Consider the following 26,404-nt stretch of genomic DNA (forward strand, 5'->3'; position numbering starts at 1 on the left):
TCTTCAGAGATTCAGTAATTTTTTTACACAAATTTGATAAACTAAGACTATAAATAAAGTATTAAAGAGAAATTGTTTAATACTTTATCAAAAAGTCCAGTAAAATTACTTAGTTGTCAATACTGCGTAGGTTTTGGCTAAAAAATGACTCTGGTGTAGGTTGGGTTGAGAGACATTGATTTCTGTCCATTAAATAATTATTGTCCATTTTAAAGAATTATTGTCCAGTTTTACGATAGCTGTCTAACAAGCTCAAAGCCTTACTATAAGACTGTTTGAGCTATATTTCTGCTTTTATTATTCTCTCGCAAGTTTTATGTACATTAACTAATTATTTGTCAATTTAACAAAATATTGTCACAATATTCTAAATACCTAAAACCCTGACATAGCAAGGATTATGTCAGGGTTTTTCCTATTTAAGACAGTTATACCCATCCAAGCCAATATTCACTAATTAGATGTCAAATACCAGATATTTCACAATTTAATTGTCAATTTCCAGAAACCTGGAAAAATCATGAGTTTTCATAAATTAACAAATTATTTGTCAAAGTATTAGTATAATACAACTATGTTTTAATCAAACACTATATGCAAGATGCAGAATTTTCTACAACCTCTACGACTTGGGCAAGCTCCGCAGATGTTAACAACGATCTTGCTGAACCAAACGTTATAGTTTCTAAATTTTCAGATGAAGCTTTGCTGAAAATGGAGGTGATTCAAAGTCTTTTAGAAAATAGCGATGCCTACGGCGGGCTGCGCCAACGCACTACATATACTCAAAAGCTCAAGGAAGCAGCAGAAAAGCTAAATAAGTCAGTACGTACAGTGCGACGGCTTGTAGAGAAATGGGAACAAGAGGGTTTGGCTGGACTGGCGCAAAATCAACGGGTGGATAAAGGGAAGCATCGAGTTGATGAAGACTGGCAAGAGTTTGTATTGAACACTTATCAGGAGGGCAATAAGGGAAGTAAAAGAATGACTCGCCAGCAGGTATTTATTAGAGTGAAGGCCAGAGCAGACGAACTGGGAGTTAAGCCTCCTTCCCACATGACGGTTTACCGAATTTTGCAGCCGTTAATAGATAAAATTGAGCAAGCTAAAAGTATTCGCAGTCCGGGTTGGCGTGGTTCGCGCTTATCAGTGAAAACCCGTGATGGAAAAGATTTACAAATAGAACATAGTAACCAAGTTTGGCAGTGCGACCACACCCTTGTTGATGTGTTATTAGTAGATCAGCATGGCAAAATTCTTAGTCGTCCTTGGTTAACAACGGTTATTGATAGCTATTCACGCTGCATCATGGGGATTAACTTAGGCTACGATGCACCAAGTTCTCAAGTTGTAGCTTTGGCGCTACGTCATGCAATTTTACCCAAGCAATATAGTTCAGAATATGGACTTCACGAAGAATGGGGTACTTCTGGTTTGCCGCAACACTTTTATACAGATGGGGGTAAAGATTTTCGTTCCAACCATTTACAGCAAATAGGAGTGCAGTTAGGGTTTGTTTGTCATTTACGCGATCGCCCATCTGAAGGTGGTAGTGTTGAGCGTCCGTTTAAAACTCTAAATACAGAATTATTCTCAACTTTACAGGGATATACAGGTTCAAACGTTCAAGAGCGACCAGAGGAAGCGGAGAAAGAAGCTTGCTTAACGTTGCGGCAGTTAGAGCAAATGTTGGTGCGTTATATCGTTGATAACTATAACCAGCGACTTGATGCTCGAATGGGCGACCAGACAAGATTTCAACGCTGGGAATCTGGTTTAATTGCTGCACCCGATTTACTTTCCGAGAGGGATTTGGATATTTGCTTAATGAAGCAAACACGGCGACAAATTCAACGCGGGGGATATCTGCAATTTGAAAACTTGATGTATAGAGGTGAACTCTTAGCGGGTTATGCGGGGGAAAGTGTTGTGTTGCGATATGACCCCAGAGACATCACAACGATTTTGGTTTATCGCATAGAAGGGGATAAAGAGGTATTTATTGCTCGTGCTTATGCTCAAGATTTGGAGACAGAAGAACTATCTCTAGATGAGGCAAAAGCTAGTAGTCGTAAGGTCAGAGAAGCGGGTAAAGCTGTGAGCAATCGCTCAATTTTGGCTGAAGTTAGGGAACGCGAAACATTCCAAACTCAAAAGAAAACTAAAAAAGAGCGTCAGAAAGTAGAACAGGCTGAGGTCAAAAAATCTAAACAACTTATACCTGTTGAGCCAGAGTCATCAGTAGAGGCAGTATCTATTGATAGCGAATCTGAGCCAGAGATGCCGGAAGTTTTTGATTACGAACAAATGCGTGAAGATTACGGATTTTAGAAAATGACTTCAAAAGAAGCCCAAGCAGTCGCCCAACAATTGGGTGATATTCCCGTTAATAGTGAAAAATTACAGACAGAGATTCAACGATTAAATCGTAAAGGTTTTGTCCCACTTGAACAAGTGCAAATTCTCCATGATTGGTTGGAAGGAAAGCGCCAATCAAGACAATCTGGGCGTGTGGTAGGTGAGTCGAGAACGGGAAAAACAATGGGTTGTGATGCCTATAGGCTTAGGAATAAACCCTCTCAAGTTGCAGGAAAACCCCCAACTGTACCTGTGGCTTATATCCAAATTCCCCAGGAGTGCGGTGCTAAGGAATTCTTTGGGGTAATTATGGAGCATTTAAAATATCAAGTAACTAAAGGAACAGTGGCAGAAATTCGAGATAGAACACTGCGGGTTCTTAAAGGTTGCGGGGTAGAGATGTTGATTATTGATGAAGCTGACCGCTTTAAGCCGAAAACTTTTGCGGAAGTGCGTGATATTTTTGACAGGTTGGAAATAGCAGTGATTTTGGTAGGAACTGATCGCTTAGATGCAGTGATTAAGAGGGATGAGCAGGTTTACAACCGTTTTCGGTCTTGTCACCGTTTTGGAAAGATGTCAGGGGAAGATTTTAAGCGAACGGTGGATATTTGGGAGAAGCAAATACTGAGATTGCCAGTTGCTTCCAACCTTTCGAGTAAGACGATGTTGAAGACGTTAGGGGAAGCAACTGGAGGTTATATCGGTTTGATGGATATGATTCTGCGAGAGACTGCAATCCGGGCTTTAAAAAAGGGACTGCAAAAAATTGATTTGGAAACTTTGAAGGAAGTAGCTGCTGAGTACAAGTGATGGAAGTAGAAAATATTAAGCCTTGGCTGTTTAGAGTTCAACCATATCAAGGAGAAAGCCTGAGTCATTTTTTGGGACGCTTTCGACGGGCAAATGATTTAACCCCAACTGGGTTAGGTAAAGCCGCAGGACTTGGGGGTGCGATCGCCCGATGGGAAAAATTTCGGTTTAATCCCCTACCGTCTCGCCAGCAATTAGAGGCATTGGCTAAGGTTGTGGAGGTTGATGCTGATAGGCTAGCGCAGATGTTACCGCCTGCTGGGGTGGGGATGAAGCTTGAGCCGATTCGGTTATGTGCTGCTTGTTATGTTGAGTCACCTTGTCACAAGATTGAATGGCAGTTGAAGATAACGCAAGGGTGCGATCGCCACAATTTAGGCTTGCTTTCAGAATGTCCTAACTGTGGGGCGAGGTTTAAGATTCCAGCACTGTGGCTGGATGCGTGGTGTCAAAGGTGTTTTATGACGTTTGGGGAAATGGCAGAGTTACAAAATCCGGCTTAGAACCTACAGATTAATAGGCACAGTCTGTTTAATTTTGGGGGAAATAGAAATAGGAGTATAAAGATCAATATCAACTTCGACTTCATCTATAACTCGGATCGAAACAATCAGAGCATATCTAGCTGTTTTATTCCATCCTTCCCACCTCGGATTATATTTCCACCAACCGCTAACAGGATATATACCAATAGAATCTTTCTGAGCCAATTCAGCCGCAGTACCTTGCCAAATATCAGAATGAATAGAACCGCGATTCCATGTTTTGGGGCCTAAGAACCATCCACTGTCGCTACTTCCAGTAGATGTAACATTCTCTTCAGTTTCTTGCTCTTGCTTGTTAATTCGTTTTCTAAAATCAGCCAAAGTCTCTGTAGAGCGCTTAACAGCAAGCCTTAAACCATAAGAGGCATAAGAATGTTTATTTTCCCATCCTCGCTCTCCAGGGTTAGGTTCGATAAAATATGAAAGTGTTACCCGCATTTCTACTTTTGCTTCACGCAAATTTTCTAGCTCTTGTGTTGGCCAAGGCAGTATGTGAAGGTTCATTTCTTTTGTTTTTACCGAACCTTTACCATCCTTTTTGTGAAAAGGCTGCAACTGATCTTCACAAATCATTGTTAAGTCATTTTTACTACTTAAAAGCGCCCTCTCCAGACTAGGAACACCATAACCGTATCGACGCAATAATATAGATACTTTTTTACTCTGCGAAGGATTTCTAGGTAAATTACTAAGCATTGCAGTAGTCCATTCTGCGGAGTGGACTATTAAGGCGCGAACTGTTTCTGCCCAGTATTCGGGGTGTTTAGCCCAAATACGTGCTGCCATATAGCTACACAAAGCTGTTGCGGCGCTAGTATCTCCAGAAAGGTTAAATTGCCGTACATTAGGTTGATAATAAGTTGTCAGAAGTCGTAAGTCATCAATATCCATACCAGAAGAATGAGGATCATCAGTTGCTAGGTTGCCCCCCTCAAAAGTCACATCCGGTCGGATAGGCCATTGGTCAGTCCATAAAAGAGAAGTTCTACTTCCAGGTGAAAGGTCGCCAGCAGGAGCAATAGTTTGCCATTGAGCATAATTTGGATTAACTATATTGACTTTATCCGTATAAGCACCAACAACAAGCGTATTCCATGCTTGTGATGGGTTTTCTGCTGGGCTTAAATCATTTCGACTGGGATACTCACTGCATATAATAGGCTTGGGAATATTCCCAACTGGAATAACCATAAGTTGCTGAAATTCAAAGCAGATTTGATCTATTGCTGCTGACCAAGAAGAAGGAACTCCCCTATTATTGTCGCCTTTACTCGTGAGAGGCATACAAATGACACGCTGGCGCTTGGGGTTGTTAATCTCTACACGAGAAACAGCTTCCTTCGTAATTGCTCCATAAAGCTTAGGGTCGTTTTCTCCCTGGTCTGGAAGTATTTTTACGGATTCTAATCGGTGGGTAAGATATACTTTATTTGATGTTGCTAGTGCATTGTAAAGGTTGTCATAAAGGGCTATGCCAGCCATGTCAGTACCATGCCCTCCCCAACGTTTACTGTCTGCCACTCCCCAGTTTGGATCGCAAGTTAAACAATCTTCAGGAGCAAGAGCTGGCTTAATTAAAGGATGAGAGCGTGTAACACCGCTATCTAATAAACAAACAGCTAAATTATTATTCGATGCTACAATAGTACGATTTGCAAGTTCTTGAACCCAACTAACCTGTTCTTGCATATCCATCTCAAAGAACATCGATGGTGAATCTTTAGCAAGGCGAAGTTCAGCGATTAAGCCAGTATTGTTAATAATTCGAGATAAAATTGTTACAGATGTTAATACCAAAACTATTTCTCTTTCAGGGAAAGTAATTGAGTTTCCTGTTATTCTGATATCAAGTATTTGAGCTACTTGGTTGAAAGATTCACGAACACCATGACGTAACCAAACTTCCCACCAAACCTCCTGAGATTCTGAAGGAAATAATTCCAAATTATCTGTGAATAGCGCACGCACTGTACCTAAGCTAATATCCTCCAACCGTGCGATTAAAGGCTCATTTTTCGGTTTGCCTGTTTTTGTTTCTTCATCACGGTAAGCTTCGATTTTTGAAGCGAAAAAATCCGATGCTTTCTCTGGTACAAAGACGGTTACTGATACGGTTTCGTCTGCGTTATCAGATGAGTGAACAGCAAGTAACTCGATGTGCTTAGGCTTGTTCTCCAACAACTCGATCGCTTTCAGTTCGCTTTTTTGTACCTGGAACTCTAAATAAAAACCAGCTTCTCCAACTGCGAGTTCTGGTTCGCGCAATAATTTTTGTTGCTGATAATTTTCAAGAGCTTTCTCAAAAGCTTGCTGCAACGTTTCGGCGTGTTCTATACGATTGCGATGTGGGAAGGATTTTTTACTTCCTCCCCCTCCAGGATATGTGTAATCTTGGCTATCTCCCTTTACCACTATGTAAAAATTAGGGAGATTCCTTTGGTAGTCTGGCATTGTGTCGAGAGGTTAATTTAAACAGAGGTTAATTTAAACACATCTTTATAAAATAATACCGTACTCACTTAAAGATGGTGTTTTTACGCTCTAGAATCGCAGAAATCATGTTTTCTTCAGAAATTGAATCCTGATCAGAAATCACAGCTACTTTCGCCGCTTCATCTGCGGATCGAACTAATTCTGCTTGACTTAGACCATTAGCACTCTCAATAATATGTTCCCAATTTTGCCACTCAGTATAAAAAGGAGCTAGACGTGTTTTTAGTAATTTGCGAACAACTTCTTGATTTGGTAGCTCATATTCAATAACATCATCGAAACGTCGAAAAAGAGCCTTATCTAATAAATCAGGATGATTAGTCGCAGCAATGATTAGGCTTTGGCTGTCATCATTCTCCAAAAACTGCAAGCAGGAATTTAAAACCCGGCGAATCTCTCCAACGTCATTAACTGAAGCACGTTGTGAGCCAATGACATCAAACTCGTCAAAAAAATAAACACCTCTTGTCACCAGCATTGCATCAAATATGAGTTTAAGCTGATTAGCTGTCTCACCCATAAACTTTGTAATTAGACCAGTATAAAGAACTGTGAAAAGAGGAAGTTGTAGTTCTCCAGCAAGAGCAGCAGCAGTCATCGACTTACCTGAACCTGGTGGGCCAACTAAAAGTATTTTGCGACGAGGTTTGAGATTATACTCAGCTAAACGATGCTGCTTGATATGTTCTATAAGAATACGCTGTAATCTTTTTTCTAAAACTGGAGGAAGAACCATGTCAATAAATCTTGTGTCTGAATACTGAACCGATACAAGATTTACTAGTTCTCCCTTGGCTTGGGTGAGCGTTTCAGGGAAAGCTTTACGCTCAATAACAGATTTACGCTCTTTTGCTTTATCAATGAGAATTTGGATGTCTTGAGCAACTTTGGTGTGTCCTTGTCTTGCTTCATGTGCAGCTATCTGTAAAGCAACAGAGAAAAATTGTTGCTCCTCACCTTCTAGGTAGCTCTTCAAGAGCGCAATAATGTGGCGAGCTGTTGACATAAAGCATTTTATCTGACAAGTTTTTTAGGCTCTCATAAAGTAGAACATTTCATTTTACAACTTTAAAAAGCATCTTTAGCGGATAGATAGAGGAAAATGTATGTTTTTATAAGTACAATTGTACTATAAAAAATCACAGAAAGCAATGAACTATAAATTTCGACTAATCATAGGGCTAATCCCTTTTTAAAATAAGAATTATTCATATCAAAGCCCTGGATATCACTCTATTAGCCCTGAAAGGTCTAGTTCTACATAACTTATGGTATGTATTAGCTTTATTATTGATGGCTAGTACAGCGCGACGGAAATAAAACTACCATTCAAAATAAATGAAAACCTTACACCGTAATCATTTTGACTTTTGACTTTCGTTTTGCGGTACTAATTCCTTCATGCTTTGTTTTTCCAATTTCAGCACCAATTGTTGATAAATATCGTCTAAGCACACCGAAATCACAGGTTTACCTTTATCTAAATAGATGCGTCTAATTGAAACTCTACAGGTTCAAGCGATCGCTCCATGAATTCGTCTTCCTAGTCCCTGCTGAAACAATCAGCTTAGGGTAAAGCTTACTTTCAGAGTACCCAAACTGTGGGGCAAGGTTCAAAGTTGCAGCATTGTGGGTGGATGCTTGGTGTCAAAGGTGTTTTCTGTCGTCTACGGAAATGGTAAAGTGGCAAAAGGTTATTCAGCGAGATGCGACAAGTCCATGAGACACCAACAACACATGAGATTTTAGTCAAAGATTGTGTGAGTTACATTAATCGTGTACTATTATATTAGTACAATTATACTGTGGTCTACGATGAGTAAGCCAAAAAGTGTTAAAGATTGCAAAAAAACAACTATAATTAACCGATATAAACATTGTATAAAATCTTTATATTTTATTAAATGAAAAAGATTATGAATCTTTATAAACATTTATATTTGTTCATTAATTAGACTATTTTGTGGCAGTTAGCAGAGAGAAAGGTCATGTTGGATAAACTAATAAAATATTTTGTCTACGCGACAAAAGGGTATATTACAAAAACACAGCTAATTAAGTTTTTGTATTTAGCGGATCTTTACTCTGTTAAGTGGACAGGAAAGCAGCTGACTGATCTAGATTGGCGTTATTATCAATTTGGACCTTGGAATGAGGGTATAGATGTTGCTTTAAATCAAATGAATGGGAAAGAGATTATTCAAGAATCTCAGTACAATGCAACATATATTAGACCTGTTAATCAAGCTGCTCAGGCAGATGATTTGGAAATACCTCTCAGTGTTAAGTTTGTGCTGGATAATATTCGCAGAGAATGGGCTGGCTCAGATAAACTGAATCAGTTACTAGATTACGTATATAGCACTGCTCCAATGGTGGAAGCAAAAAATACCCATCGACCAGAAGAAAAAGCTAGACTTAACTTACAAGCAGAGAGAGAAAAATTAGTTAGTGAATTAGGACTGTAAAGTGGCTGGACAAAGACCTAGACAAGGTTGGATCTATTCCATAAATCCCTATAGGATATCTCTTCGTTGCAAACTGGGTCATGTCCATATTTATAGTTTAGATGAGCCAGGTGAAGTAGAATGTCAAACTTGCACTGAGAATATTAATTCAAGTAGGGTTTTCAGAGGGATACATCCTTATATCATCTGGACAAGCGATCAATTTCAAGATGAATCTAGATATATAGCAACGTTTTGCGTTATTCCTCTGACTTCACAAACAACATTTAAGGGTTTACCAACCACATATCCAATTAACTCCACAACTAGAAATGGTCTTGATAAAAGTTCATACGCTTTAGTTCACCAAATCTCTACTGTTGATGCTAATTGCTTCAAAGATTCATCAGAAAATTGGTTAAATCGAATTGGACAATTAGATAGACCAGATAAAGAAGCTATAGAAGAACGGTTAAAGTATTTATTGAATATTCAAGATAATCCTAGTGAAGACTGGTTTATTCAAAATGCGTCTCCAGAACTTTTAAAAAAAGTCTTTGATTATCTGCCTGAAGATACAAAAAATTTAGCAATAGAAGTATTAATTAACTATTTAGACTCATAGTAACTAAATATTTCTCAATTATATTAATATCCTAATTATTACAAATCCGGCAATCTCCGTACTGCTGTCTCTATTTTATTAGGTTCTGAAATCCTAGAAATTGTTACATCCCGAATAGGACGATCATCGTTACGGGGATTAAGCCCATTGTCTCTCATCTGTTGATCAGTCCACAGTAGATCAAATCCACGTTCGATCAAGACTCCTATCTGATCTGTAATCAAGTATCTAGCATGAGGCATCTCTTGCTCACGTCCAGACTCTTCTTTGAGTTTTAGCGTAAAATCAAAGCTATATCTTCGTTTCATATCAGCCTCAAACTGGCGTAGCAAATTCTTGATATCAGTTATTTGCTGATGAGATAAATATCTAATATCTAGACCGCTATACACCTCAAAAATTCGTCCATTTCGAGACGATGATTCTTGTAGGAAAATATCGAAAACCCATTCTAAAGTATTTTTATAATGTTCAGGAATAAAGTTATTAGTTGCTCGTCCAATCATCCGGTCATAGATTTTAATATGTTTAGCATCTCTGAATAATGGTATTAATATTCTATCTTCAAATTGTTCTTGATTCCATTCTCTATTATTCAGTGTCAGTGGTGAAATTTTCCTTCTCTGTTGAAAAAATTTTGATATTGAATATTCGGCAGTATCAATCGGTCGAATTGGTAAACTTTGATTTTTTACGCATTGACAGCAATCTTCTGTTGTGAAAATAGCATTGGGGGAACAAGTTAAGGCAATACCAATACACTGCTTACAATAATCAATATTACACTGTGAACATAATGTATACTCTTTGGGTGATATAACAAGACGATTTTTGATTCTCAGTTCCTTTATTAATTCTTTAGCAGGTTTTCTAAATTTAACTGGCCATTTTTCTATGGCTTCAATGATTGCATTCGATATATATTTATCACTATCTAACAGAACAACACAATTTTCTGTCAAATCATACAGCAATTGAATGTTGGTGCTACAAAATGATTTCTGTGCTGAAACATCTTCAGGCACTCCATCGAATACAGTGGGTGAAACAATAGTTCTAAAAAGCATATTAAGAAAATATTTCTCTAAAATCGTCTTCAAAAAATCCGTCTGGCCACTCATCGATGAAGTCGCCTTCTTCGTCTAGCCTTAATTCTAAGCATTGTGAGCCTTCTGAGTTGGAATCAACATAAATCACTGAAACATCTTCTGGTTTTAGCTGTCCTTCACGAATCAATTTTTGTAGCCTGAGCATGAGATGCTCACTGTGAGTTTCCAGGATAAATCTGTTGTTATATGGAGGTTTAATACTTTCTGCAAATACAGAACCTAGTTCAGCCTGGAGTCTAGGATGTAGATGAATTTCTGGCTGTTCAATGGCAACCAACGCATCCGATAGACCATAACAAGATACTAGAATGGGAATAACTTGACTAATGCCAATGCCTACGTCCCGGTGACTGACTGCTGTTTTAGTTCTCTTGTCAATTAAAACTAAATCTGAAATGCGATCGCCTCCTGAAGCTATCTCCTGTACCCAGGTTTCTGATAAGCTATCAGTATCAGTGAGCATGGAAACCAGTTGTTCAACTTCGGGTAGAACATTATCAGAATTCAGGTCAATACCCGCAGCTTCAAAATCACCTCTTAGCCTTTCAATCTCTTCTTGAATATCATTCCCAAATCCAGCAGCATGAACAATCAGCTTAGTGGTTAAATCGTGTAAAGTTTTGGCAATTCGAGGGTAAAGTTCAGCAGCAAGTTGTGAATCTGGTAAAAGACTACGCACCACTAGCTCATAAGGGGACTTCATCCTGTTGCTATCTCCCAGCCAAGCATTCACCTTTTGGCGAACTTCAGCGTTATTTAGGAGGATGTCCCAAGCATAACCACCGCCAGCATACCAGTTAGCATCTTGTTGCCGAGAAAACGCAAAATGCCGGGGTGGATAGGTGCGAAATGGCCCTAAATATCTTAGTTTTCCAATATCTCGTTCTACAGTCTCGGTAATTGCTCCAATCAATTGGCTGAGTCTGTAAGGTAGAATCAGACGCAGAGTGTCAGCTAAATCCTCTTGTTGTCCCGGCTTGGGATTAAGTTTGGGAATTAAGATGTCCCCCTCGTCTCCAACTTGAATTTTTGTTGGTAGTAAGCGAGAAACTTGTGCTGTAATCTCTGGGACAAGTTCATCGATCGCTTTCTCAATTTCCTGCCGATCCTCTGGAGTTACTTTCAGGGTAAATGTACTCACCTCTAAAATTGCTTGAATCAAGTTGGTGAGAATTGGGTGTTGGTAATCGAGGTGATCTAACTGAAGCTTTCCTTGAGGGCGAGAACTCATGCTTAAAACTCGTCTTTCATCGGCTTCGATAAAGAAAGACCGTACTCTTACCCTTCCTTTTCCTAAACGAGTACCAATCCCAACACCTACAGTCAGCTTTTTAATTGGTTGTAACAGATCAACTAAACCCTGATCTGGTGTATTTAGCTGTTTAGGGTCAATATCTACTGACCACTCTACCTGACTACGGCGATCGCGTTTATGAACATATTGCCCAAAACCTCCCAAATCAACAGATTCACCTCCGGCTTCTGTCCGGTGTATGTCCAATTCCCCATTTTTAATAGCGTGATGTGCTAACAAAAGGCTGTGAATGATGCTAGATTTTCCTGAACTGTTAGCTCCAAAAATCAAGGTTAGGGGACGAAGCGGGATGTATTGTTGATCAGCGAAAGCTTTGAAGTTACCGACTCGTAGAGCAGTTAAAGCGTTACTATTTATTATGTGCTTTTTATTTTTAGATACTTGTGTATAAGTAGGTTCTAACAAAAAATCTGTCTGTGTTTGTTGTTGACTATCATCTGTAGATTGAGGAAAAATTGGCTGCTGATTTTCCTCTATATAATTATTGGTAAATTGAATATTATTTTTTTCTGATGGCGAAGGAAAGTTTTGACTATAACTACTAGAACCAATATTAGGTTGCTGAATTTTAGATGTTTGCCCACCAGAGAATGCTAGACGTAATTCAGCTAATCTTTGGCGGGATTTGGCATTGATAGCATTAGCTAAAAATCTACTCTTAGATTGTTTGCGTGGTTGATACTTATGTCGCATTCGAGAAACTGTCATTTCCACTTCGCTACATAGTTGCTGTGCAGACAACCATTCAGATCCATACTCCTCTACCATCAGTTGCTGCGCTCTATCTGATGTGGCGATAATTAGGCGAGAAATTGTGCCTTGAGTTAATTCTGGTTGGAAATATTGTAAAAATTTTTCAATATAACTATCTGCGGGTTCCCCCAATTCAGTGTAATGTACTGATAAAATTTCAGTAATATTTTCTTTATTTTTACTTTCGGTTTCATCTTGGGCATCAAATAAAATTTGAGTTTCATAGCCTTGAAATGAGATGTAGCTAATCAACGCTTCAACCAGTTCTGAACGTGCTGACTTTAATCCAGCAGTCTCACTAGTTTTCTGCAAAACAGGCCAACCTTCAATGATATTGTCACCGTTTACTAATAGGATGCCTGGTAAATGGGATGAATTTGAAGATGTTTGATTTTCTGGACGTTCAAAGACCATATTTTATTATAGTGTTAATTGTTTATAATTGCTCTCTGTTTCCAATTTTAATAGTTTTGCTTGTTCCTCCATTTCTACAAGCAGTTCTTTTATATGTGCTTCTCGCCATTTTGCTGTGAGTTCACCAGAAAAAGCACGATAAAGTAGGCATTGGAAAATATTATTTAATTTAGCTTGAGATTCAATTTGCTTTTCATTCAATCTTCTGATCTCTGCCATACGACGGGTATATTCATTTTGAAGATCGAATGGTGGCAATGGAATTTTTAATGACTTTAAAATGGTAGTATTCATGAATGAATAAGCTCCATCATCACCACTTGCACGCAATTGATTAACTGATGTTGGAAAGTATGAAAGAAGAGATGTAAAATATTCAGGAAAAATACCTTTTTTATCTAAAGTAAGACGAATTAGATTTGTGCTAATAATGGAATGTGACTGTTGTGGTCGGGCTACACACATACGTCCAACAGTCCCTGCACGGGAAATTATAATATCTCCGGGTTCTACTGAATAACTTTTAAGTTCTTCATATTTAATTGGAGTTATAAATAATGAACCTGATTCCACAAACTGATTCGGCTTTATATTGTCAATTCCCCAAACGGGTATACCCTTATCAACATATTCATGTTTTTTAAGTGCGCTTCCGAAGGGGCCGCACTTAGTACCTGCGCGTTCTCTTGAAAATAATTTTTCTACTAATACAATATCCCACCCCATCGGATTTTTTGCCGGATCACCAAACATTTTGATAAATAGCGCAGGCAAAATGCGATCGCCTTTTACATCAGCCTCAGCCCGCATTCTTCGCAGTGTATCAGCTTGATCTAAAATCTTGACTATGCGACTTTGTTCATAGACAGGAGGGAGTGGAATATTTATAGATTCAAGAGTAGAACGGTTAATAGATTGAAATGTGCTTCCTTGACCTTGACGAGATATAGAAGGCTCAATGTACTTGAATAAAAAGTACAGATATTTTTGAACAGCTAGTTTTTTATTAGCTCGAATAGCACACAGTCCACGACCTATACAGCAAAGTTGATCAGCAATATTAGTAGGCCCAACTGGCGCTCTTACAGACATCAAAATGTCACCACTTTCAGCAATTCTTGTTGGTTCACTACACCATTTAACAGGGGTAGGGTGCATATCACCAAACTCAGCTTTGCCTTGAAATAATGGAATTCCTTTCCCATCTTCGTTGTAAGAATTGCCAGGAGGTGATTGCCCCATATTGATAACGGCAATATCAGATAGTTTGACTTCAAGCCACTTCATGAAACTGCCTCCACATCATGAAGCAGCTTTTCTAACCCAGATGCAATACCCTTCTCAATTTCCAACACTTCTCGAATTAACTCAACCGGATCATCATCAGAAATAGCCTCAGTTAACTGTGGCTTATAACGCCCAGCAGCTAAATTGTAATCATTTTCGGCAATAGTTTCCAAAGATGCCCACCAGCATCGGGGTTCATCACTTCCCGGCTTCAGCAACTCCCCCTTTTCAAAACCTGGAGGTTGCACAAAACCCGACTCCCGATAAACCTTCCACTGCTTTAATAAATTGGGAATATCGTTAAGTTCTGGCGTTTCCGGTCTACCCCCGCCGGAAATCTTATCAGGATCGTAACCATCATTTTTAACTTCATAGAACCAAACTTGATTCACCTGACGCACCGCAGATTCCATTGGATTGCGAACTACCAGCACCGCCGTCTTCACCCCCGTATATGGCTTAAACACCCCCGCAGGTAAAGAAACCACCGCCAATAAATCAAATTCTGTCACCAGTTTTTTCCGCAAATCCACATGAGCGCCAGTAGAACCAAATAGTAACCCTTCTGGTACAACCACCGCACACTTTCCACCCGCTACCAAAGACTTCATGATTGCAGCCAAAAACAGCAATTCACTTTTTTTGGAATTCGTCGGTAAATCCGCACGGATAGAATCTTTGGGTAACGTTCCCGCAAAAGGGGGATTATCAAACATCACCTTATAGCGACGGCGCAAATCATCTTCTGTCAGTCCCCCCATATCTGACAACACATTTGCTACTTTCAGCTTGGCATTGCGAATTCCATGCAGCACCAAGTTCATCATCGAAATTCGCATCATCTGGCGGGAGACATCAAAGCCATAAATCGACTCTTCCAACAGTTTCCAGTCAGGTAATCTATCCCCATTTCCTTTGCGATAAGTCTGGAGATTGGGGATTTGCTGTTTTGCTTCAGCTAAAGTCAGTCCCCGTTTTTCCAGCCAATCTTCACCGTAAATCGGCACTTCTATGGGATTTTCGCTGTACTTAGCTAAAATATACTCAATACTATCAATCAAAAATCCTGCTGTTCCACAAGCCAAATCACAGATAGTATCCCCCAAATCAGGGTCAACCATCTCCACCATAAACGCCCGTATCTGTCGCGGAGTACGGAATTGACCATTGAGCGCAGATTGACCTAAATGGGTTAACAGGTACTCAAAAATATCACCTTTGACATCCTGACCCATTTTGAGGAAATCCAAGGTATCGAGTTCATCAACTACCAACTTGAGAACATTCGGGTCATTAATTTCTAAAACCGCATCCCGGAAATACTCTGCCACTTTTGGCTCATCTTTCAGCAAAGAATTCGCCATGTAGGGGAAAACTTCATCCCGCAGAAAGTCACGCAGTTCAGTACCACTCTTGAAACGCCATTTTGACCAGCGATAACGTTCTGCTTGCTGGGGAAATAGTAATTTAGCATTACCATTATTACCTGTGAGGCGATCGCGTAACTCCCGATTTGCTTCCTCTTCATCCAACAGCTTCAGGTATATCAGGTAAGAAATCTGTTCAATGTAGGTGACAGGATTTGTTACCCCACCAGCCCATAAAGTATCAGTAATATGCTTGAGTTTGCGACGAATTTCTGAATCCATATTTTTCTCTTAACCCTCTGTACCTGTAGCATCCACCGCGAACACAGAGCGGTTTAGTTCATCAAAAATATCCCGCAATCCCTGCTCACCAAACAGTTCTATACCTAAACCAGCAGCATTGAGAACTGAGAGGGGTGGCAAGAATAAATCATCTATGGTTAGCTGACCTTTGGCAATACCCCGATTTTTCAACAAAGAAAGATACTGAGCTTGGGCTGGTGCGAAAGAATGAGAAACCAACCAAGCTCTAAAGTTTTCTTCTAGTAATTCTTCGTGACTTTTAATCTTTAATGTTCCCAATGCAGCCCGAATAAAATCAATCAAGCTGCCATTATAATTGCGGTAAGCTCGCCGCAAGTTTTCTTCATTAAAGTAGTATCGCGGTGCATTCAAACGCCGCACCAGTTCCGTTTCTTCTGTTTCCGTCAACAATTCTCCATCCCGGATTTTCTGGAGTATTGGATCATTAGTTACAGCAGATTGAATCGTTTGCTCCCAGTTAGTGACATAATCCCGTCTATCAACCCGTTCCCCTTCTGTTCCTACTTCTACATAATTGACATATTGCTGCCATCTATCCCTGAGTCCTAATTCAATTAATTCTGACCGAGGAAAGGATTGTTGCTGGTTGCTTCTAATTGATACATGACCTCGACCAGTTTCAGCATAAATATCAGTATCGCTATCATTAAAATATTCGTGATTTCTGAAAAAATCATAAATAACAAACTTGCGTTTATCAATATGTGGCGCAGTCCTTGTCCCCCGTCCACGAATCTGCTGATAAAGAATTGGACTCCGCACTGTACGACACATAACTAAATGCAAAACTTCCCGACAATCAAAGCCAGTATTGAGCATATCAACGCTGACTGCAACTTGTGGGTAATCCTCATATTTGAACTGGCGAATTAAATCATCAGCATTAGAAACATCACTTGTAATTACTTCAGCGTAACGCCCCTTACATTCTGGATGTAATTCGTTCAGATATCTTGTCAACCGCGCCGCATGATTTTTGGTCAAAGCAAATACTATCGACTTACCAGGCCCAATCTTTTGTCCTGGTGCTAATTCTTGATAATTCTCCCAAGCCAGCCTGTCAAACTCCTGCATCATTAGGCGGTTACTCGCCTCATTAGTCCACTTGCGTTCAAAGGCTGCTGGGTCATAATAAACCTCATCAACTTCAGCACCTTCAGCAATAATTTCAGTGATGCCAGTAGCGAAACGATAGGGAACAAGATACTTTTGTTCAAATGCCGTTTGAATAGAGTAAGTAAAATCTGGCTGCTCATTTCGGCAGTTGTAAAAATCAAAAGTATTACGTTCAATGTAAGCTGCTGGTGTAGCAGTTAAACCAATATGAAACGCATCAAAATGAGTAAGTGCCGTCTGCCAAACACCATAAATCGAACGGTGACATTCATCAGCCACAACAACATCAAAATAGCCGCTAGTAAACTCCCGATAACGGCTAATCATTGTTTGGAGTAAGCAAACTGTAATTTGCTGCTCTTGCCGGATCACACTCGGCTTCAGCCAGTAGCTACCATACTGATTTAAAACATCTTGAATTGCTTCTAATGCCTGTTTTGCTAATTGCTCCCTATCCACTAAAAACAGGATTTTTTCTGCATATCCCGATTGAATCAAGCGTTTTAATTGCAGGCAAATTAAATCAGTTTTACCTGTCCCAGTTGGCAGTTCGAGTAAAAATCGCCGTTTGCCCAATTCAACCGCATGATCAATGGCTCGCATAGTTTCCCTTTGATAGGGACGAACTAAGCGAATTTCTCCTTGTCGAGTGTAATACTCAGGAATTTCGATAGTGGCCAGAGGTTGACGGGTTGAGCGCATTTCAACCAATCGTTCTAAATCTCGCTGTGAGAAAAATGAATTGACAATCCGGGCATCATCGTTCTGATAGTCCCAGAAATAAATCAGTTCGCCGTTACTGAGAAAAATAAATGGTGCTTGAAGTTGCTGGGCGTAGGGAAGTGCTTGGTTCTTAGCAACATAAGGCTCAATAGCACGCTTCTTAGCTTCAATCACAGCCAAGGGACGACCTCTTTGGTCAAGCAGTAGATAATCGGCTCTACCTCTCCTTCCATCTGCCATTTGAGCCGAAACCTCAGTCATTACCTGAGATTTATCAGCCGGGTTCCATCCTGCTTGGCGGAGAAGATCATCAATATTAATGCGTGCATCTGTTTCTTTGCTAAAGTCGCTCATCAAATCACTCCTGTCTTACCAAAGTTAGCACGAAGCCCTCAGCGTCAGTGCTTTTTCCGCTTTATCCCAGAAGTTTTAACTTTTTCCCAACTTCAGCGCCAACTTTTGATAAATTTCGTCCAACCACACCGGAATTACAGGTTTACCTGCATCCAAAGATGCGATCGCTTTTTTTCTGTCAAACTCCACAAGCTCAAGTGAGGCAGTCCCCGTCTTGGCGGTTTCCGTCGATGGGGGACTGCCGAACCCGGAGGGCGATCGCTCCTGCACTTGGGACAACAACATAAACCGCTTACCTTTACCTGAAGTAAATAACTCCGGCTCTTGGTCTTTCAGCTTTTTCAACGTGGTGCTGGCTATGTCAAAACTTAACCCCACAGATAGCCAATATGACATTGCAGCCAGTTCCAGCAAATTAGACTTTGAGTAATAAATACTACGTCCTGTCCCAGTATCACTGATTACAGGAACAATCACCCCTCTCTCTCGCCAATACTGTAGCTGACGAAGGGTGCAGCCTGTGATTTCAGCAGCTTCCTTGCTTGTAAAAAATGTCTCCTGCATACAATTTATTTTACAGAAGACTTGTTTAATACAAATGTGTTAGTATTAGACAATATTGTTTTAAGCCAATGAGCCAAATCACTATTCAGTGTCGTCTTGTAGCCTCAGAGTCATCACGCCACCAACTATGGAAGTTGATGGCGGAGTTAAATACGCCACTGATTAATGAACTATTGCATCGGGTAAATCAACATCCAGAGTTTGAAACTTGGCGACAAAAGGGCAAACACCCGACTAGTGTTGTCAAAGAACTCTGCGAACCTTTGAAAACTGACCCTCGCTTTATCGGTCAGCCTGGACGGTTTTACACGAGTGCGATCGCATTGGTGAACTACATATATAAATCATGGTTTGCACTAATGAAGCGATCGCAGTTCCAACTAGAAGGCAAAATTCGCTGGTTGGAAATGCTCAACAGTGATGTTGAATTGGTAGAAAGTAGTGGTGTCAGCTTAGATAGTCTTCGCACTAAAGCTGCTGAAATTTTGGCTCAATTTGCTTCCCTCAATACTGCTGAAACTCCATCAACAAATGTAAAAAAAGCTAAAAAGCGCAAAAAAGCTCAAAATTCAGATAGCAAGAGTTTATCAAAGAACTTATTTGAGTCCTATCCTAAGACAGAAGATAACTTGACTCGTTGCGCCATCAGCTATTTGCTCAAAAATGGTTGCAAAATAAACGATAAAGAAGAAGACGCTAAAAAATTTGCTCAACGCCGTCGTAAACTTGAAATTCAGATTGAACGCCTCAGAGAACAGCTAGAAACAAGAATTCCCAAAGGTCGAGATTTAACATCTGCCAAATGGTTAGCGGGTTGAAAGAACGGCTTTATTGTTTATGACTTATTTCTTGAATAGTTTCAACACCCCTCCCAGCTAGAGGCGGGTTGAAAGAAAATAGATGGATGTAGCGATCGCAATGAAGTATGGTTTCAACACCCCTCCCAGCTAGAGGCGGGTTGAAAGACAGTAGAAGCAGATGGAAAGCAAGTTGAGACTATAAGTTTCAACACCCCTCCCAGCTAGAGGCGGGTTGAAAGCGGTAGCTGTGGGCGATCCATTGACCCGCAACGGTTTCAACACCCCTCCCAGCTAGAGGCGATTTGAAAGAAGTGGACACATAAAAAACAAAAGCAATCAGAAGTATTTCAACACCCTTCTCAGTTAAAGATGGTTTAAAATCAGGAAAAATAAGACTTTGCACGATAATACTTTTTTACGTTTCAAAAGCATTCCTAGCTAGAGATGGGCTGAAAGAAAACTCTGAAAATTGACAATTTTTTTGGGGAGAGTTTTACAAATTTCTCTTAAAAATAGGTGGGTTGAAAGATTGGTAAAAGTCATGGAATTCTTGGACTAATGGGACAAAAACTTGTCAACTTACAGCAATTTTCATTTCTTTGAACCACAAATTCTCGTAGGGGGTAAGGTCTTGCGCCCCTATCAAGTGGTCTATTTACCTGAAAATACTTCTAACAAAATATTGTCAATTTTCTTCGCCTATAGGATACAGAAGATTGCAGGTAAATTAGGTAACTGTATTACGAAACGCAAATATCCTCCAAACGCTTACTATTGAGAAATGACAAATTACGACCCTCTCTGGTCGGAGACGCACTTTCGTTCACCAGTACAGTTCATTTGCGCCGACATCCTTAGTTAATAAGTCATACATTGTAAACTGGTATTGTTACCACAGGAGTTCATCTTTGATATGGCTGATCCAGAATGCATAATGGACATTAATTTGTTAAGATTGACATCAATCTGTTAACAGTGACAAATAATTAGTTAATGTACAGGACAAATGGAGAATAACGGATTCGAACCGATGGCCTCTGCGGTGCGATCGCAGCACTCTACCAACTGAGCTAATTCCCCAAAATCTGCGCTAAGTCAAGAGTAATATTACTCATTAACTCAATACATGATCGCCATAAACTATTTTAACATTCAGTTGCCGATGGCTGAGGCTGTTTTTGAGAATAAACTTTCTGGACGCGTTCGAGTTCCAGCTCACTGAGATAATCAACAGTCCAGTTACAGCAGCGCTGGAGTATATGGAATGGGTAAGTATTCGCTACCCCAACAACTTGCATTTGCGATCGCTTCGCTGCTGCTATACCATCTGGAGTATCTTCAATTGCCAAACACTCGTATGGTTGAAGATTCAATTCAGGATATTCTTTATTTAGGCGTTTCACAGCCAGCAGATAACCATCGGGTTCTGGTTTACTGGTGGTGATGTCATCACCCGCAACAATAATTGCAAAATGCTCGGCTAGTTTAGCGCGGTGCAGTACCAATTCTATTTCTTGGCGAATAGCGCCACTGACTAATCCTAGTTTCAGATTCCGCGATCGCACTTTAAATATTAAATCTTCTACACCTGGATATAAAGGCAGTTTCTCTATTTTCTCTAATTCCACCGCATAAGCTTGGGCTTTCCGGTATAGCAACTGAGTTAAATAGCTTTCGTTAGCTACTCTACCACGATTAGCGAGTAGTTGCCCAAAACAAGCGCGATCGCTACGTCCTAAAGAAGCTTGACGCTCACTCACTTTTTGAGGTTGGAGATTTTCTTTAACGAGAATCTCATCTATCAGTTGCAGGTGGATTGGCTCATCGTTAATGATGACACCATTAAAATCAAAGAGAACTGCCTTTAAACTCATGCGATTATGCCAAATACTGGAGATCCAAGTCCCTCCAAATCATTATTATCTATTGATGTGGGAGCATACTGGCGGACATTTTCAGTTGCTATTGGTTTAACGCCGCTAGTTACCTGATTTATCCACCATACATCCTGCGATCGCACAGCTTCAAATCCGGCTGCACCCATGTTCGCATCTATACTACCAGCAGCATACTCACGAATATATGGCTCTTCAAAAACATCATTAAGCCATTCTAACTGACGCAGAGTTTTTTGATTCCCATCCAGAATTAATACTTGCCCTCCAGTTACCAGCAACCGGAAGCTTTCCCGCAGAATCGCTAGACACACCGCATCTGGTGTTTCATGAAATAGTAAAGAAGCTGTCACCAGATCAAATGTTGCATCCCTCAAACCAGTTTTTTCAGCATTTCCGTGTCGCCAGACTATATCTAAACCAGCATTTTTCGCTTTATCTTCTGCCCTTACCAGCATATAGGGTGATAAATCTAAACCAATAACTTCCGCTTCGGGGAAAGCCTGCTTTAACATGAAAGTAGTAGAACCTGTACCGCAACCTAAATCGAGTATGCGCCGTGGTTTCACCTTGACAGCATCAACTAAAGCCTGACGGACAATAGTTTCATTCGGCGGTAGAACGTATTGGGTAATGGGATCGTAAGTCACTGCTGCATCGGAGTTGAGATATCCACCTGTAATCCCGTGAAAGTTTTGATTACTGTAGTATGGCGGAATTGTGACATCATCTCGTTGGAAGCGATCGCACTCTTTCTCCCAGTCAATACTATCAGCGTAACGCTGCAACCCGTCTTCATCAATCAAAAGACGCACTACAGGGGATAAAAAACGTTCCCAGATTGTATCTTGACGCACTGCCATAGGTGTTGTGTCAGTTTTTGTAAAGGATTATTTCAATCATCGTTATTTTCTTTACAAATTTTAATACATATTTTCTTTCAGTGGCATCAACTTGACACTTATAGATTCTGTAGTACACTTGTAGTATAAACGTGCTATTCCCTAAAAGTAGTTCTTCAGCTCCCCGAAAATTGAGCTAGCCAAATGAAAGACAATGCAACATTTAAATTGCTACAACTAACTAGGTAATGGGTTATAAGTCATACCGATAATTATCAGTGCCCTATACCCAATCTAAAATTTAAAATCAAAAATAGAAAAATTATGCCTTACGAAAAGTTAGAAATTACCACACCAACACCCGTTTTATCTTGGGCAAATCACTCTTTGGGTTCAGAAGAAACCAAGATGGCAAAGAATATGGCATCATTACCATTTGTGTTTAAGCACATAGCTTTGATGCCAGATGTTCACTTAGGAAAAGGTGCCTTAGTCGGTTCTGTAATTGCGACGAAAGAGGCAATTATCCCTGCTGCTGTCGGTGTGGATATTGGTTGTGGTATGAGCGCTATCAAAACAGCATTTACCGCCGAACAACTAGAAGGTAAACTGAAGAAAATCCGCTTGGATATTGAAGCAGCAATTCCGACTGGATTCAACGAAAACAAAGACGTTGAAAAATCTGTCAGCAATTGGCAACACTGGGATGATTTTAAAGACTTGCATCGCGGCGTGCAAGACCTACAAAGTAAAGCAATGAAACAGATGGGTTCTCTCGGTGGAGGAAACCACTTTATTGAAGTGTGCCTTGATACAGAGAACCAAGTTTGGCTGATGCTGCATTCTGGTTCGCGTAACATCGGCAATAAACTCGCCCAGTGTCATATTCACACAGCCAGAGAATTAGCAAAAATGGCAGGTAATAAATTACCTGACCCTGATTTGGCTCACTTTGTGGCTGGTACGCCAGAATTCCAAGCATATTGGCACGATTTGCAATGGTCACAAAACTATGCGCGTGTCAACCGTGATGTGATGATGGCGCGTTTTAAGCATATAGTTGAGAAGCATTTAGTAGGTGGGAAAGCAACTAAAGCTTTATTGCAGGTTAATTGTCATCACAATTACGCCGAAAAAGAAGTGCATTTTGACGAGGATGTATACGTTACTCGTAAAGGTGCAGTCCGCGCCCAGACTGAAGATTATGGGATTATTCCTGGTTCGATGGGGGCAAAGTCTTTCATCGTTAAGGGGAAAGGTAATGCCCATAGTTTTTGTTCTTGTTCTCACGGTGCAGGGCGTTTGATGTCTAGAAATAAGGCAAAAAATGTCTATACACTTGATGATTTAATAGAGCAAACAAATGGCATAGAATGCCGCAAAGATGAGGGTGTGTTAGATGAAATTCCTGGTGCTTATAAACCCATAGAACAAGTTATGGAAAATCAAGCAGATTTGGTTGAGGTTGTAGCAACACTTAAGCAGGTTCTTTGTGTTAAGGGATAAATTGGTCGGGTGGGTAATGCCCACCTTTTTTATTTTTTAAACGCAGAGGCAAGCTGAGGTAAGCGCAGAGCTACGCTGAGGAATAAATGATTGTTTTAAGTGCGACATTCTTTGTAGTGTTACTCCTGTAGTGGATACCGCCTCATCATTTCCCCAATATCAACCGCTTCCCCTTGTGGCGTATAGCGCTCTTTTATTACTCTCGTCAGATTAAATTTGAAACCCTATTTTGACGTTAGTCCGCGCAGGCGGACTTCGCTTGTGTAGCCGCGATTTCCAATCGCCTGGATTATTCTCTCTCCAGAGTCATAGAAGAGCGCTACAAAAACAGAGATTGAACAGTCAGATCCTTCTGGGTAATACTGAAGTTACGCTGTTCTGCTGTGGCAACGAATGAAACGATCGCTTCACACGTCACAGCAACGGTTAACATCACCAGGTTTCGTGCTAGGGGATAATCACAGACATCATCATTAACCTTGGAAGGAACGCGATAAACGTCATTCCAAATCACTTCTGCATAATCTGCTGATAGTCCAGCATGAAGGCAGGGTAGGCTGAATTTTTCAGCATAATCTTTCACTGCTTGACGTGCCACACTATTGTCAAAAACATCGATAATTAGCTGGCTGTCTTGGAGTAGTTGAGTTGTATTTGCTGGTGTTAACTCTTTTGTTTTAGCATCAACTTTAGTACCAATTGCTCGATATAAATTGTTCGCTAAAATCTTCGCTTTGAACGCTCCCACATCGGAACGGTAGTAAGGCTGAGTAGAAAGGTTACGCTCCTCAATGCGATCGCGATCTATCACTGTAAGTTTATCAAAACCAGACCGAGCTAAGTTTTCTGCAATGTTAGCTCCTAATGCTCCAGCCCCACAAATTGTTACAGGATAGTTTTTTAGTTTTGTCATCACAGCATTGCTGCGGTAAAGCTGTTCGTGAAAAAAGATACTCATAATAATTCGTAATTAATTAATCAGATTGTTCTCACTACTCTTGCTGTTCCATGACACCCACTAAGGATTGCAAGTCAAAATCGCGATCGCGTCCACTCAGACAAATACCAGAACTGACAACAGTCAAATCAGTTTTTGCGATCGCACTACTATGACGAACACCATCAGCAGTTGTCCAATCGACTGTCCAATAATCGTTGCGATCGTGGAATTGGTTTAAGGTCCCGCCACCCATTTGCAATGCTTTTCTCAATCGCTTTTCATCCTGTTGGGGTTGAGTAAATCCCTCAATGCGCCGAGTTGCTAATTGATACACTGTGCGGATTTCTGGAGTCATGCCTTTAAACTGTAATTCTTCAGCAGGAATGAGTTGCTTAACAGCAGATTGCAGAGTTTCAGAAATTGCCGGATCGGTACGGCGATCTACTTCCTCGAACCAGCAATAATGCCCATTCCATCGGGCAATAATTTGCTCAAAGGCGATACCCTCGGTTACTAAGTGGACTGCGATCGGCTTAACTACCTTCAACCGTTGACGCATATCTACTTCATTTACAGGGTATGCTAACCAAGTTTGTCCCCGCAGTTGGTGTGCTAAACGCAGTCGTATTTGGGGAAAGTGTTGCAGGTATTCCCCAATTTGGGGTAAGTCTGCTTCTTCTACAACCGTTGCTGTTTTTTCATCCACAGCTTGAAAGATGCCCCAACCTTCAAATTTACTAGGCTTTGGCGTGAAAGTGTAAATCATCCCGGCTACCCGTGTGCGAACTCGTCCACCTTTGACACAGGGCGCTAGGAATTGGGTGGTATGTAATTGCGCTTCTGCGATCGCAATTTGGTTGATTAGCTTGAATACGTTAGTCATAACTAATACCAATTTTCAAAAATAAGGCTACCAATGCAACCCTATAAAATCTGACTTTCTTAATTACGAATTACGAATTAATATAATTCTGCGTGCAAGTTGGTGGAGCATTGCGTGTTCTCAGTTACTAGAGGGACTCTGCTGGTGAGTTGTTACACACTCTTTTAAGGATGGCTACTTTTAAGCCTACCTCCCAGGTTCTTCGTACTCCCCGTTCACACACGCCCACTGTATTTGACAGTGTTACTTTTCCTCTCGTACTAGTATGTAGGCTCCAAGAGTTGGGGCACGCAGGATATTCATATAATACATTATACTACATAAAGTTGGAAGATATGAAAGGACATATTTTGGAGTAGAGCGATCGCTGTTAATTTATACACCTTCTCCATGTGGCTCTATCACCTCATTTTAGTTGAGCGATCGCTAAATTCTATCAGCAGTACTTAAAGTTTAGTTACTGTCAAACAATTATTCTTAAGGACAAATATAAAAGAACCATTATTAATCATTCCGGGTGATCTAATTTGCCATACACAGGTATAATACATTATCTCTGAATCAGCATGTTCTTTTGGAATAGCAAGCTTAATGGGTGTATCTGTAATTCTAAATTCAGTTCCCTTGAATATAGGCATCTTTGCGGGAATAGCCCAGTTTTGACTAAGCTGTGTAACAGCTATTTTTTGATCGTCCTCGGAACTAAGAAAGACATTATCTGTCATCTTTAAACCAGCAAAGTTAGATAATTTTATAGCAGAATCTATAAAGACCTCCATCACAGCATAGGATGCAGCTTCTTCTGCTGTATTCTCTACAGTAATATTCATATCGACTGGTTGAGTCGATGGGGAGTATTATCTCCCGCACCTCTCAGTTAGATCCGTGCGTGCGACTTTCACCGCACACGGCTCCCGATGTTCTTGGCTTG

The 26,404-nt window shown here is 40.3% G+C and carries 20 protein-coding genes, 1 tRNA gene and 1 pseudogene; 7 read left to right on the forward strand and 15 right to left on the reverse strand.

Translation table 11 applies throughout. From position 1 onward, the window contains the following. Positions 1-594: 594 nt before the first annotated feature. Genes V7K97_RS28490 through V7K97_RS28500 form a run of 3 tightly spaced genes read left to right on the forward strand, consistent with a single transcriptional unit; the run spans position 595 to position 3,674 of the window. Positions 595-2,331, forward strand: coding sequence for a Mu transposase C-terminal domain-containing protein (locus V7K97_RS28490; protein WP_334804332.1), 1,737 nt, complete (start codon positions 595-597; stop codon positions 2,329-2,331). 3 nt (positions 2,332-2,334) lie between these two features. Continuing rightward, entirely contained in the window at positions 2,335-3,171 is an 837-nt protein-coding gene (locus V7K97_RS28495) for a TniB family NTP-binding protein (RefSeq protein WP_334804333.1), read from the forward strand. Further along, positions 3,171-3,674: a TniQ family protein gene (locus V7K97_RS28500; protein ID WP_334804334.1), complete on the forward strand. Its 504-nt coding sequence runs from the start codon at positions 3,171-3,173 to the stop codon at positions 3,672-3,674. The genes V7K97_RS28495 and V7K97_RS28500 overlap by 1 nt, the downstream gene beginning before the upstream one ends. A gap of 3 nt (positions 3,675-3,677) precedes the next feature. On the opposite strand, the gene V7K97_RS28505 is transcribed toward V7K97_RS28500, so the two are convergent. Beyond that, a complete protein-coding gene (locus V7K97_RS28505; protein WP_334804335.1) occupies positions 3,678-6,167 on the reverse strand; it encodes a S8 family peptidase in 2,490 nt (829 codons plus the stop codon). Between the two features lie 64 nt (positions 6,168-6,231). After that, a complete protein-coding gene (locus V7K97_RS28510) occupies positions 6,232-7,215 on the reverse strand; it encodes an ATP-binding protein (RefSeq protein ID WP_334804336.1) in 984 nt (327 codons plus the stop codon). A gap of 982 nt (positions 7,216-8,197) precedes the next feature. Here V7K97_RS28510 and V7K97_RS28515 point away from each other — a divergent pair. Beyond that, complete coding sequence (locus tag V7K97_RS28515; RefSeq protein ID WP_334804337.1) at positions 8,198-8,677, forward strand: type II toxin-antitoxin system antitoxin SocA domain-containing protein; 480 nt, start codon at positions 8,198-8,200, stop codon at positions 8,675-8,677. 1 nt (position 8,678) lies between these two features. After that, complete coding sequence (locus V7K97_RS28520) at positions 8,679-9,281, forward strand: type II toxin-antitoxin system PemK/MazF family toxin (RefSeq protein ID WP_334804338.1); 603 nt, start codon at positions 8,679-8,681, stop codon at positions 9,279-9,281. Positions 9,282-9,319: 38 nt separating this feature from the next. Here V7K97_RS28520 and V7K97_RS28525 read toward each other — a convergent pair whose 3' ends face one another. From V7K97_RS28525 to V7K97_RS28555, 7 genes and pseudogenes are all read right to left on the reverse strand, one after another. Further along, on the reverse strand, positions 9,320-10,381 hold the full coding sequence (locus tag V7K97_RS28525; RefSeq protein WP_334804339.1) for a hypothetical protein: 1,062 nt from the start codon (positions 10,379-10,381) through the stop codon (positions 9,320-9,322). Further along, positions 10,350-12,110: an AAA family ATPase gene (locus V7K97_RS28530; RefSeq protein ID WP_334804351.1), complete on the reverse strand. Its 1,761-nt coding sequence runs from the start codon at positions 12,108-12,110 to the stop codon at positions 10,350-10,352. Before V7K97_RS28530 ends, V7K97_RS28525 begins: the two co-directional genes overlap by 32 nt. 189 nt (positions 12,111-12,299) lie before the next feature. Beyond that, a pseudogene (locus V7K97_RS28535) lies at positions 12,300-12,872 on the reverse strand (NYN domain-containing protein); the annotation flags it as partial. A 6-nt stretch (positions 12,873-12,878) separates the two neighbouring features. Continuing rightward, positions 12,879-14,159, reverse strand: coding sequence for a restriction endonuclease subunit S (locus V7K97_RS28540; RefSeq protein ID WP_334804340.1), 1,281 nt, complete (start codon positions 14,157-14,159; stop codon positions 12,879-12,881). Continuing rightward, on the reverse strand, positions 14,156-15,808 hold the full coding sequence (locus V7K97_RS28545) for a type I restriction-modification system subunit M (RefSeq protein ID WP_334804341.1): 1,653 nt from the start codon (positions 15,806-15,808) through the stop codon (positions 14,156-14,158). Before V7K97_RS28545 ends, V7K97_RS28540 begins: the two co-directional genes overlap by 4 nt. A 9-nt stretch (positions 15,809-15,817) precedes the next feature. Next, complete coding sequence (locus V7K97_RS28550; protein WP_334804342.1) at positions 15,818-18,043, reverse strand: DEAD/DEAH box helicase family protein; 2,226 nt, start codon at positions 18,041-18,043, stop codon at positions 15,818-15,820. A gap of 75 nt (positions 18,044-18,118) precedes the next feature. Beyond that, the gene (locus V7K97_RS28555; RefSeq protein WP_334804343.1) at positions 18,119-18,607 is read right to left on the reverse strand and encodes a MerR family transcriptional regulator; all 489 of its coding nucleotides are present in this window, start codon (positions 18,605-18,607) and stop codon (positions 18,119-18,121) included. Positions 18,608-18,675: 68 nt separating this feature from the next. Here V7K97_RS28555 and cas12k point away from each other — a divergent pair, with 68 nt between their 5' ends. Next, the gene (gene cas12k / locus V7K97_RS32190) at positions 18,676-19,425 is read left to right on the forward strand and encodes a type V CRISPR-associated protein Cas12k (RefSeq protein WP_442938935.1); all 750 of its coding nucleotides are present in this window, start codon (positions 18,676-18,678) and stop codon (positions 19,423-19,425) included. Between the two features lie 989 nt (positions 19,426-20,414). On the opposite strand, the gene V7K97_RS28565 is transcribed toward cas12k, so the two are convergent. From V7K97_RS28565 to V7K97_RS28575, 3 genes are all read right to left on the reverse strand, one after another. Beyond that, positions 20,415-20,487 (reverse strand) — tRNA-Ala (locus V7K97_RS28565). 65 nt (positions 20,488-20,552) lie between these two features. Continuing rightward, positions 20,553-21,281, reverse strand: a complete 729-nt coding sequence (locus tag V7K97_RS28570; protein ID WP_334804345.1) for an HAD family hydrolase — start codon at positions 21,279-21,281, stop codon at positions 20,553-20,555. Beyond that, positions 21,278-22,165 carry a class I SAM-dependent methyltransferase gene (locus V7K97_RS28575; RefSeq protein ID WP_334804346.1) on the reverse strand — a complete coding sequence of 296 codons (888 nt, stop codon included), beginning with the start codon at positions 22,163-22,165 and terminating at the stop codon, positions 21,278-21,280. Before V7K97_RS28575 ends, V7K97_RS28570 begins: the two co-directional genes overlap by 4 nt. A 303-nt stretch (positions 22,166-22,468) precedes the next feature. Here V7K97_RS28575 and V7K97_RS28580 point away from each other — a divergent pair, with 303 nt between their 5' ends. After that, complete coding sequence (locus V7K97_RS28580) at positions 22,469-23,650, forward strand: RtcB family protein (protein WP_334804347.1); 1,182 nt, start codon at positions 22,469-22,471, stop codon at positions 23,648-23,650. 319 nt (positions 23,651-23,969) lie between these two features. Here V7K97_RS28580 and V7K97_RS28585 read toward each other — a convergent pair whose 3' ends face one another. The 3 genes from V7K97_RS28585 to V7K97_RS28595 all read right to left on the reverse strand — a co-directional run bounded on the left by V7K97_RS28585 (position 23,970) and on the right by V7K97_RS28595 (position 26,303). After that, the gene (locus V7K97_RS28585) at positions 23,970-24,608 is read right to left on the reverse strand and encodes a ThiF family adenylyltransferase (protein ID WP_334804348.1); all 639 of its coding nucleotides are present in this window, start codon (positions 24,606-24,608) and stop codon (positions 23,970-23,972) included. Between the two features lie 34 nt (positions 24,609-24,642). Continuing rightward, entirely contained in the window at positions 24,643-25,473 is an 831-nt protein-coding gene (locus tag V7K97_RS28590; RefSeq protein WP_334804349.1) for a hypothetical protein, read from the reverse strand. A 446-nt stretch (positions 25,474-25,919) separates the two neighbouring features. Further along, a complete protein-coding gene (locus V7K97_RS28595; RefSeq protein ID WP_334804350.1) occupies positions 25,920-26,303 on the reverse strand; it encodes a hypothetical protein in 384 nt (127 codons plus the stop codon). Between the last annotated feature and the right edge of the window lie 101 nt (positions 26,304-26,404).

This window comes from Nostoc sp., from assembly GCF_036917815.1.
Classification (GTDB): Bacteria; Cyanobacteriota; Cyanobacteriia; order Cyanobacteriales; family Nostocaceae; genus Nostoc.

Excerpts from the sequence above, each read along its gene's own strand:
- V7K97_RS28490 (WP_334804332.1), top strand. The coding sequence starts at position 595 with ATGCAAGATGCAGAATTTTCTACAACCTCTACGACTTGGGCAAGCTCC.
- V7K97_RS28495 (WP_334804333.1), top strand. The coding sequence starts at position 2,335 with ATGACTTCAAAAGAAGCCCAAGCAGTCGCCCAACAATTGGGTGATATT.
- V7K97_RS28500 (WP_334804334.1), top strand. The coding sequence starts at position 3,171 with ATGGAAGTAGAAAATATTAAGCCTTGGCTGTTTAGAGTTCAACCATAT.
- V7K97_RS28505 (WP_334804335.1), bottom strand. The coding sequence starts at position 6,167 with ATGCCAGACTACCAAAGGAATCTCCCTAATTTTTACATAGTGGTAAAG.
- V7K97_RS28510 (WP_334804336.1), bottom strand. The coding sequence starts at position 7,215 with ATGTCAACAGCTCGCCACATTATTGCGCTCTTGAAGAGCTACCTAGAA.
- V7K97_RS28515 (WP_334804337.1), top strand. The coding sequence starts at position 8,198 with ATGTTGGATAAACTAATAAAATATTTTGTCTACGCGACAAAAGGGTAT.
- V7K97_RS28540 (WP_334804340.1), bottom strand. The coding sequence starts at position 14,159 with ATGAAGTGGCTTGAAGTCAAACTATCTGATATTGCCGTTATCAATATG.
- V7K97_RS28545 (WP_334804341.1), bottom strand. The coding sequence starts at position 15,808 with ATGGATTCAGAAATTCGTCGCAAACTCAAGCATATTACTGATACTTTA.
- V7K97_RS28550 (WP_334804342.1), bottom strand. The coding sequence starts at position 18,043 with ATGAGCGACTTTAGCAAAGAAACAGATGCACGCATTAATATTGATGAT.
- V7K97_RS28555 (WP_334804343.1), bottom strand. The coding sequence starts at position 18,607 with ATGCAGGAGACATTTTTTACAAGCAAGGAAGCTGCTGAAATCACAGGC.
- cas12k (WP_442938935.1), top strand. The coding sequence starts at position 18,676 with ATGAGCCAAATCACTATTCAGTGTCGTCTTGTAGCCTCAGAGTCATCA.
- V7K97_RS28570 (WP_334804345.1), bottom strand. The coding sequence starts at position 21,281 with ATGAGTTTAAAGGCAGTTCTCTTTGATTTTAATGGTGTCATCATTAAC.
- V7K97_RS28575 (WP_334804346.1), bottom strand. The coding sequence starts at position 22,165 with ATGGCAGTGCGTCAAGATACAATCTGGGAACGTTTTTTATCCCCTGTA.
- V7K97_RS28580 (WP_334804347.1), top strand. The coding sequence starts at position 22,469 with ATGCCTTACGAAAAGTTAGAAATTACCACACCAACACCCGTTTTATCT.
- V7K97_RS28585 (WP_334804348.1), bottom strand. The coding sequence starts at position 24,608 with ATGAGTATCTTTTTTCACGAACAGCTTTACCGCAGCAATGCTGTGATG.
- V7K97_RS28590 (WP_334804349.1), bottom strand. The coding sequence starts at position 25,473 with ATGACTAACGTATTCAAGCTAATCAACCAAATTGCGATCGCAGAAGCG.
- V7K97_RS28595 (WP_334804350.1), bottom strand. The coding sequence starts at position 26,303 with ATGAATATTACTGTAGAGAATACAGCAGAAGAAGCTGCATCCTATGCT.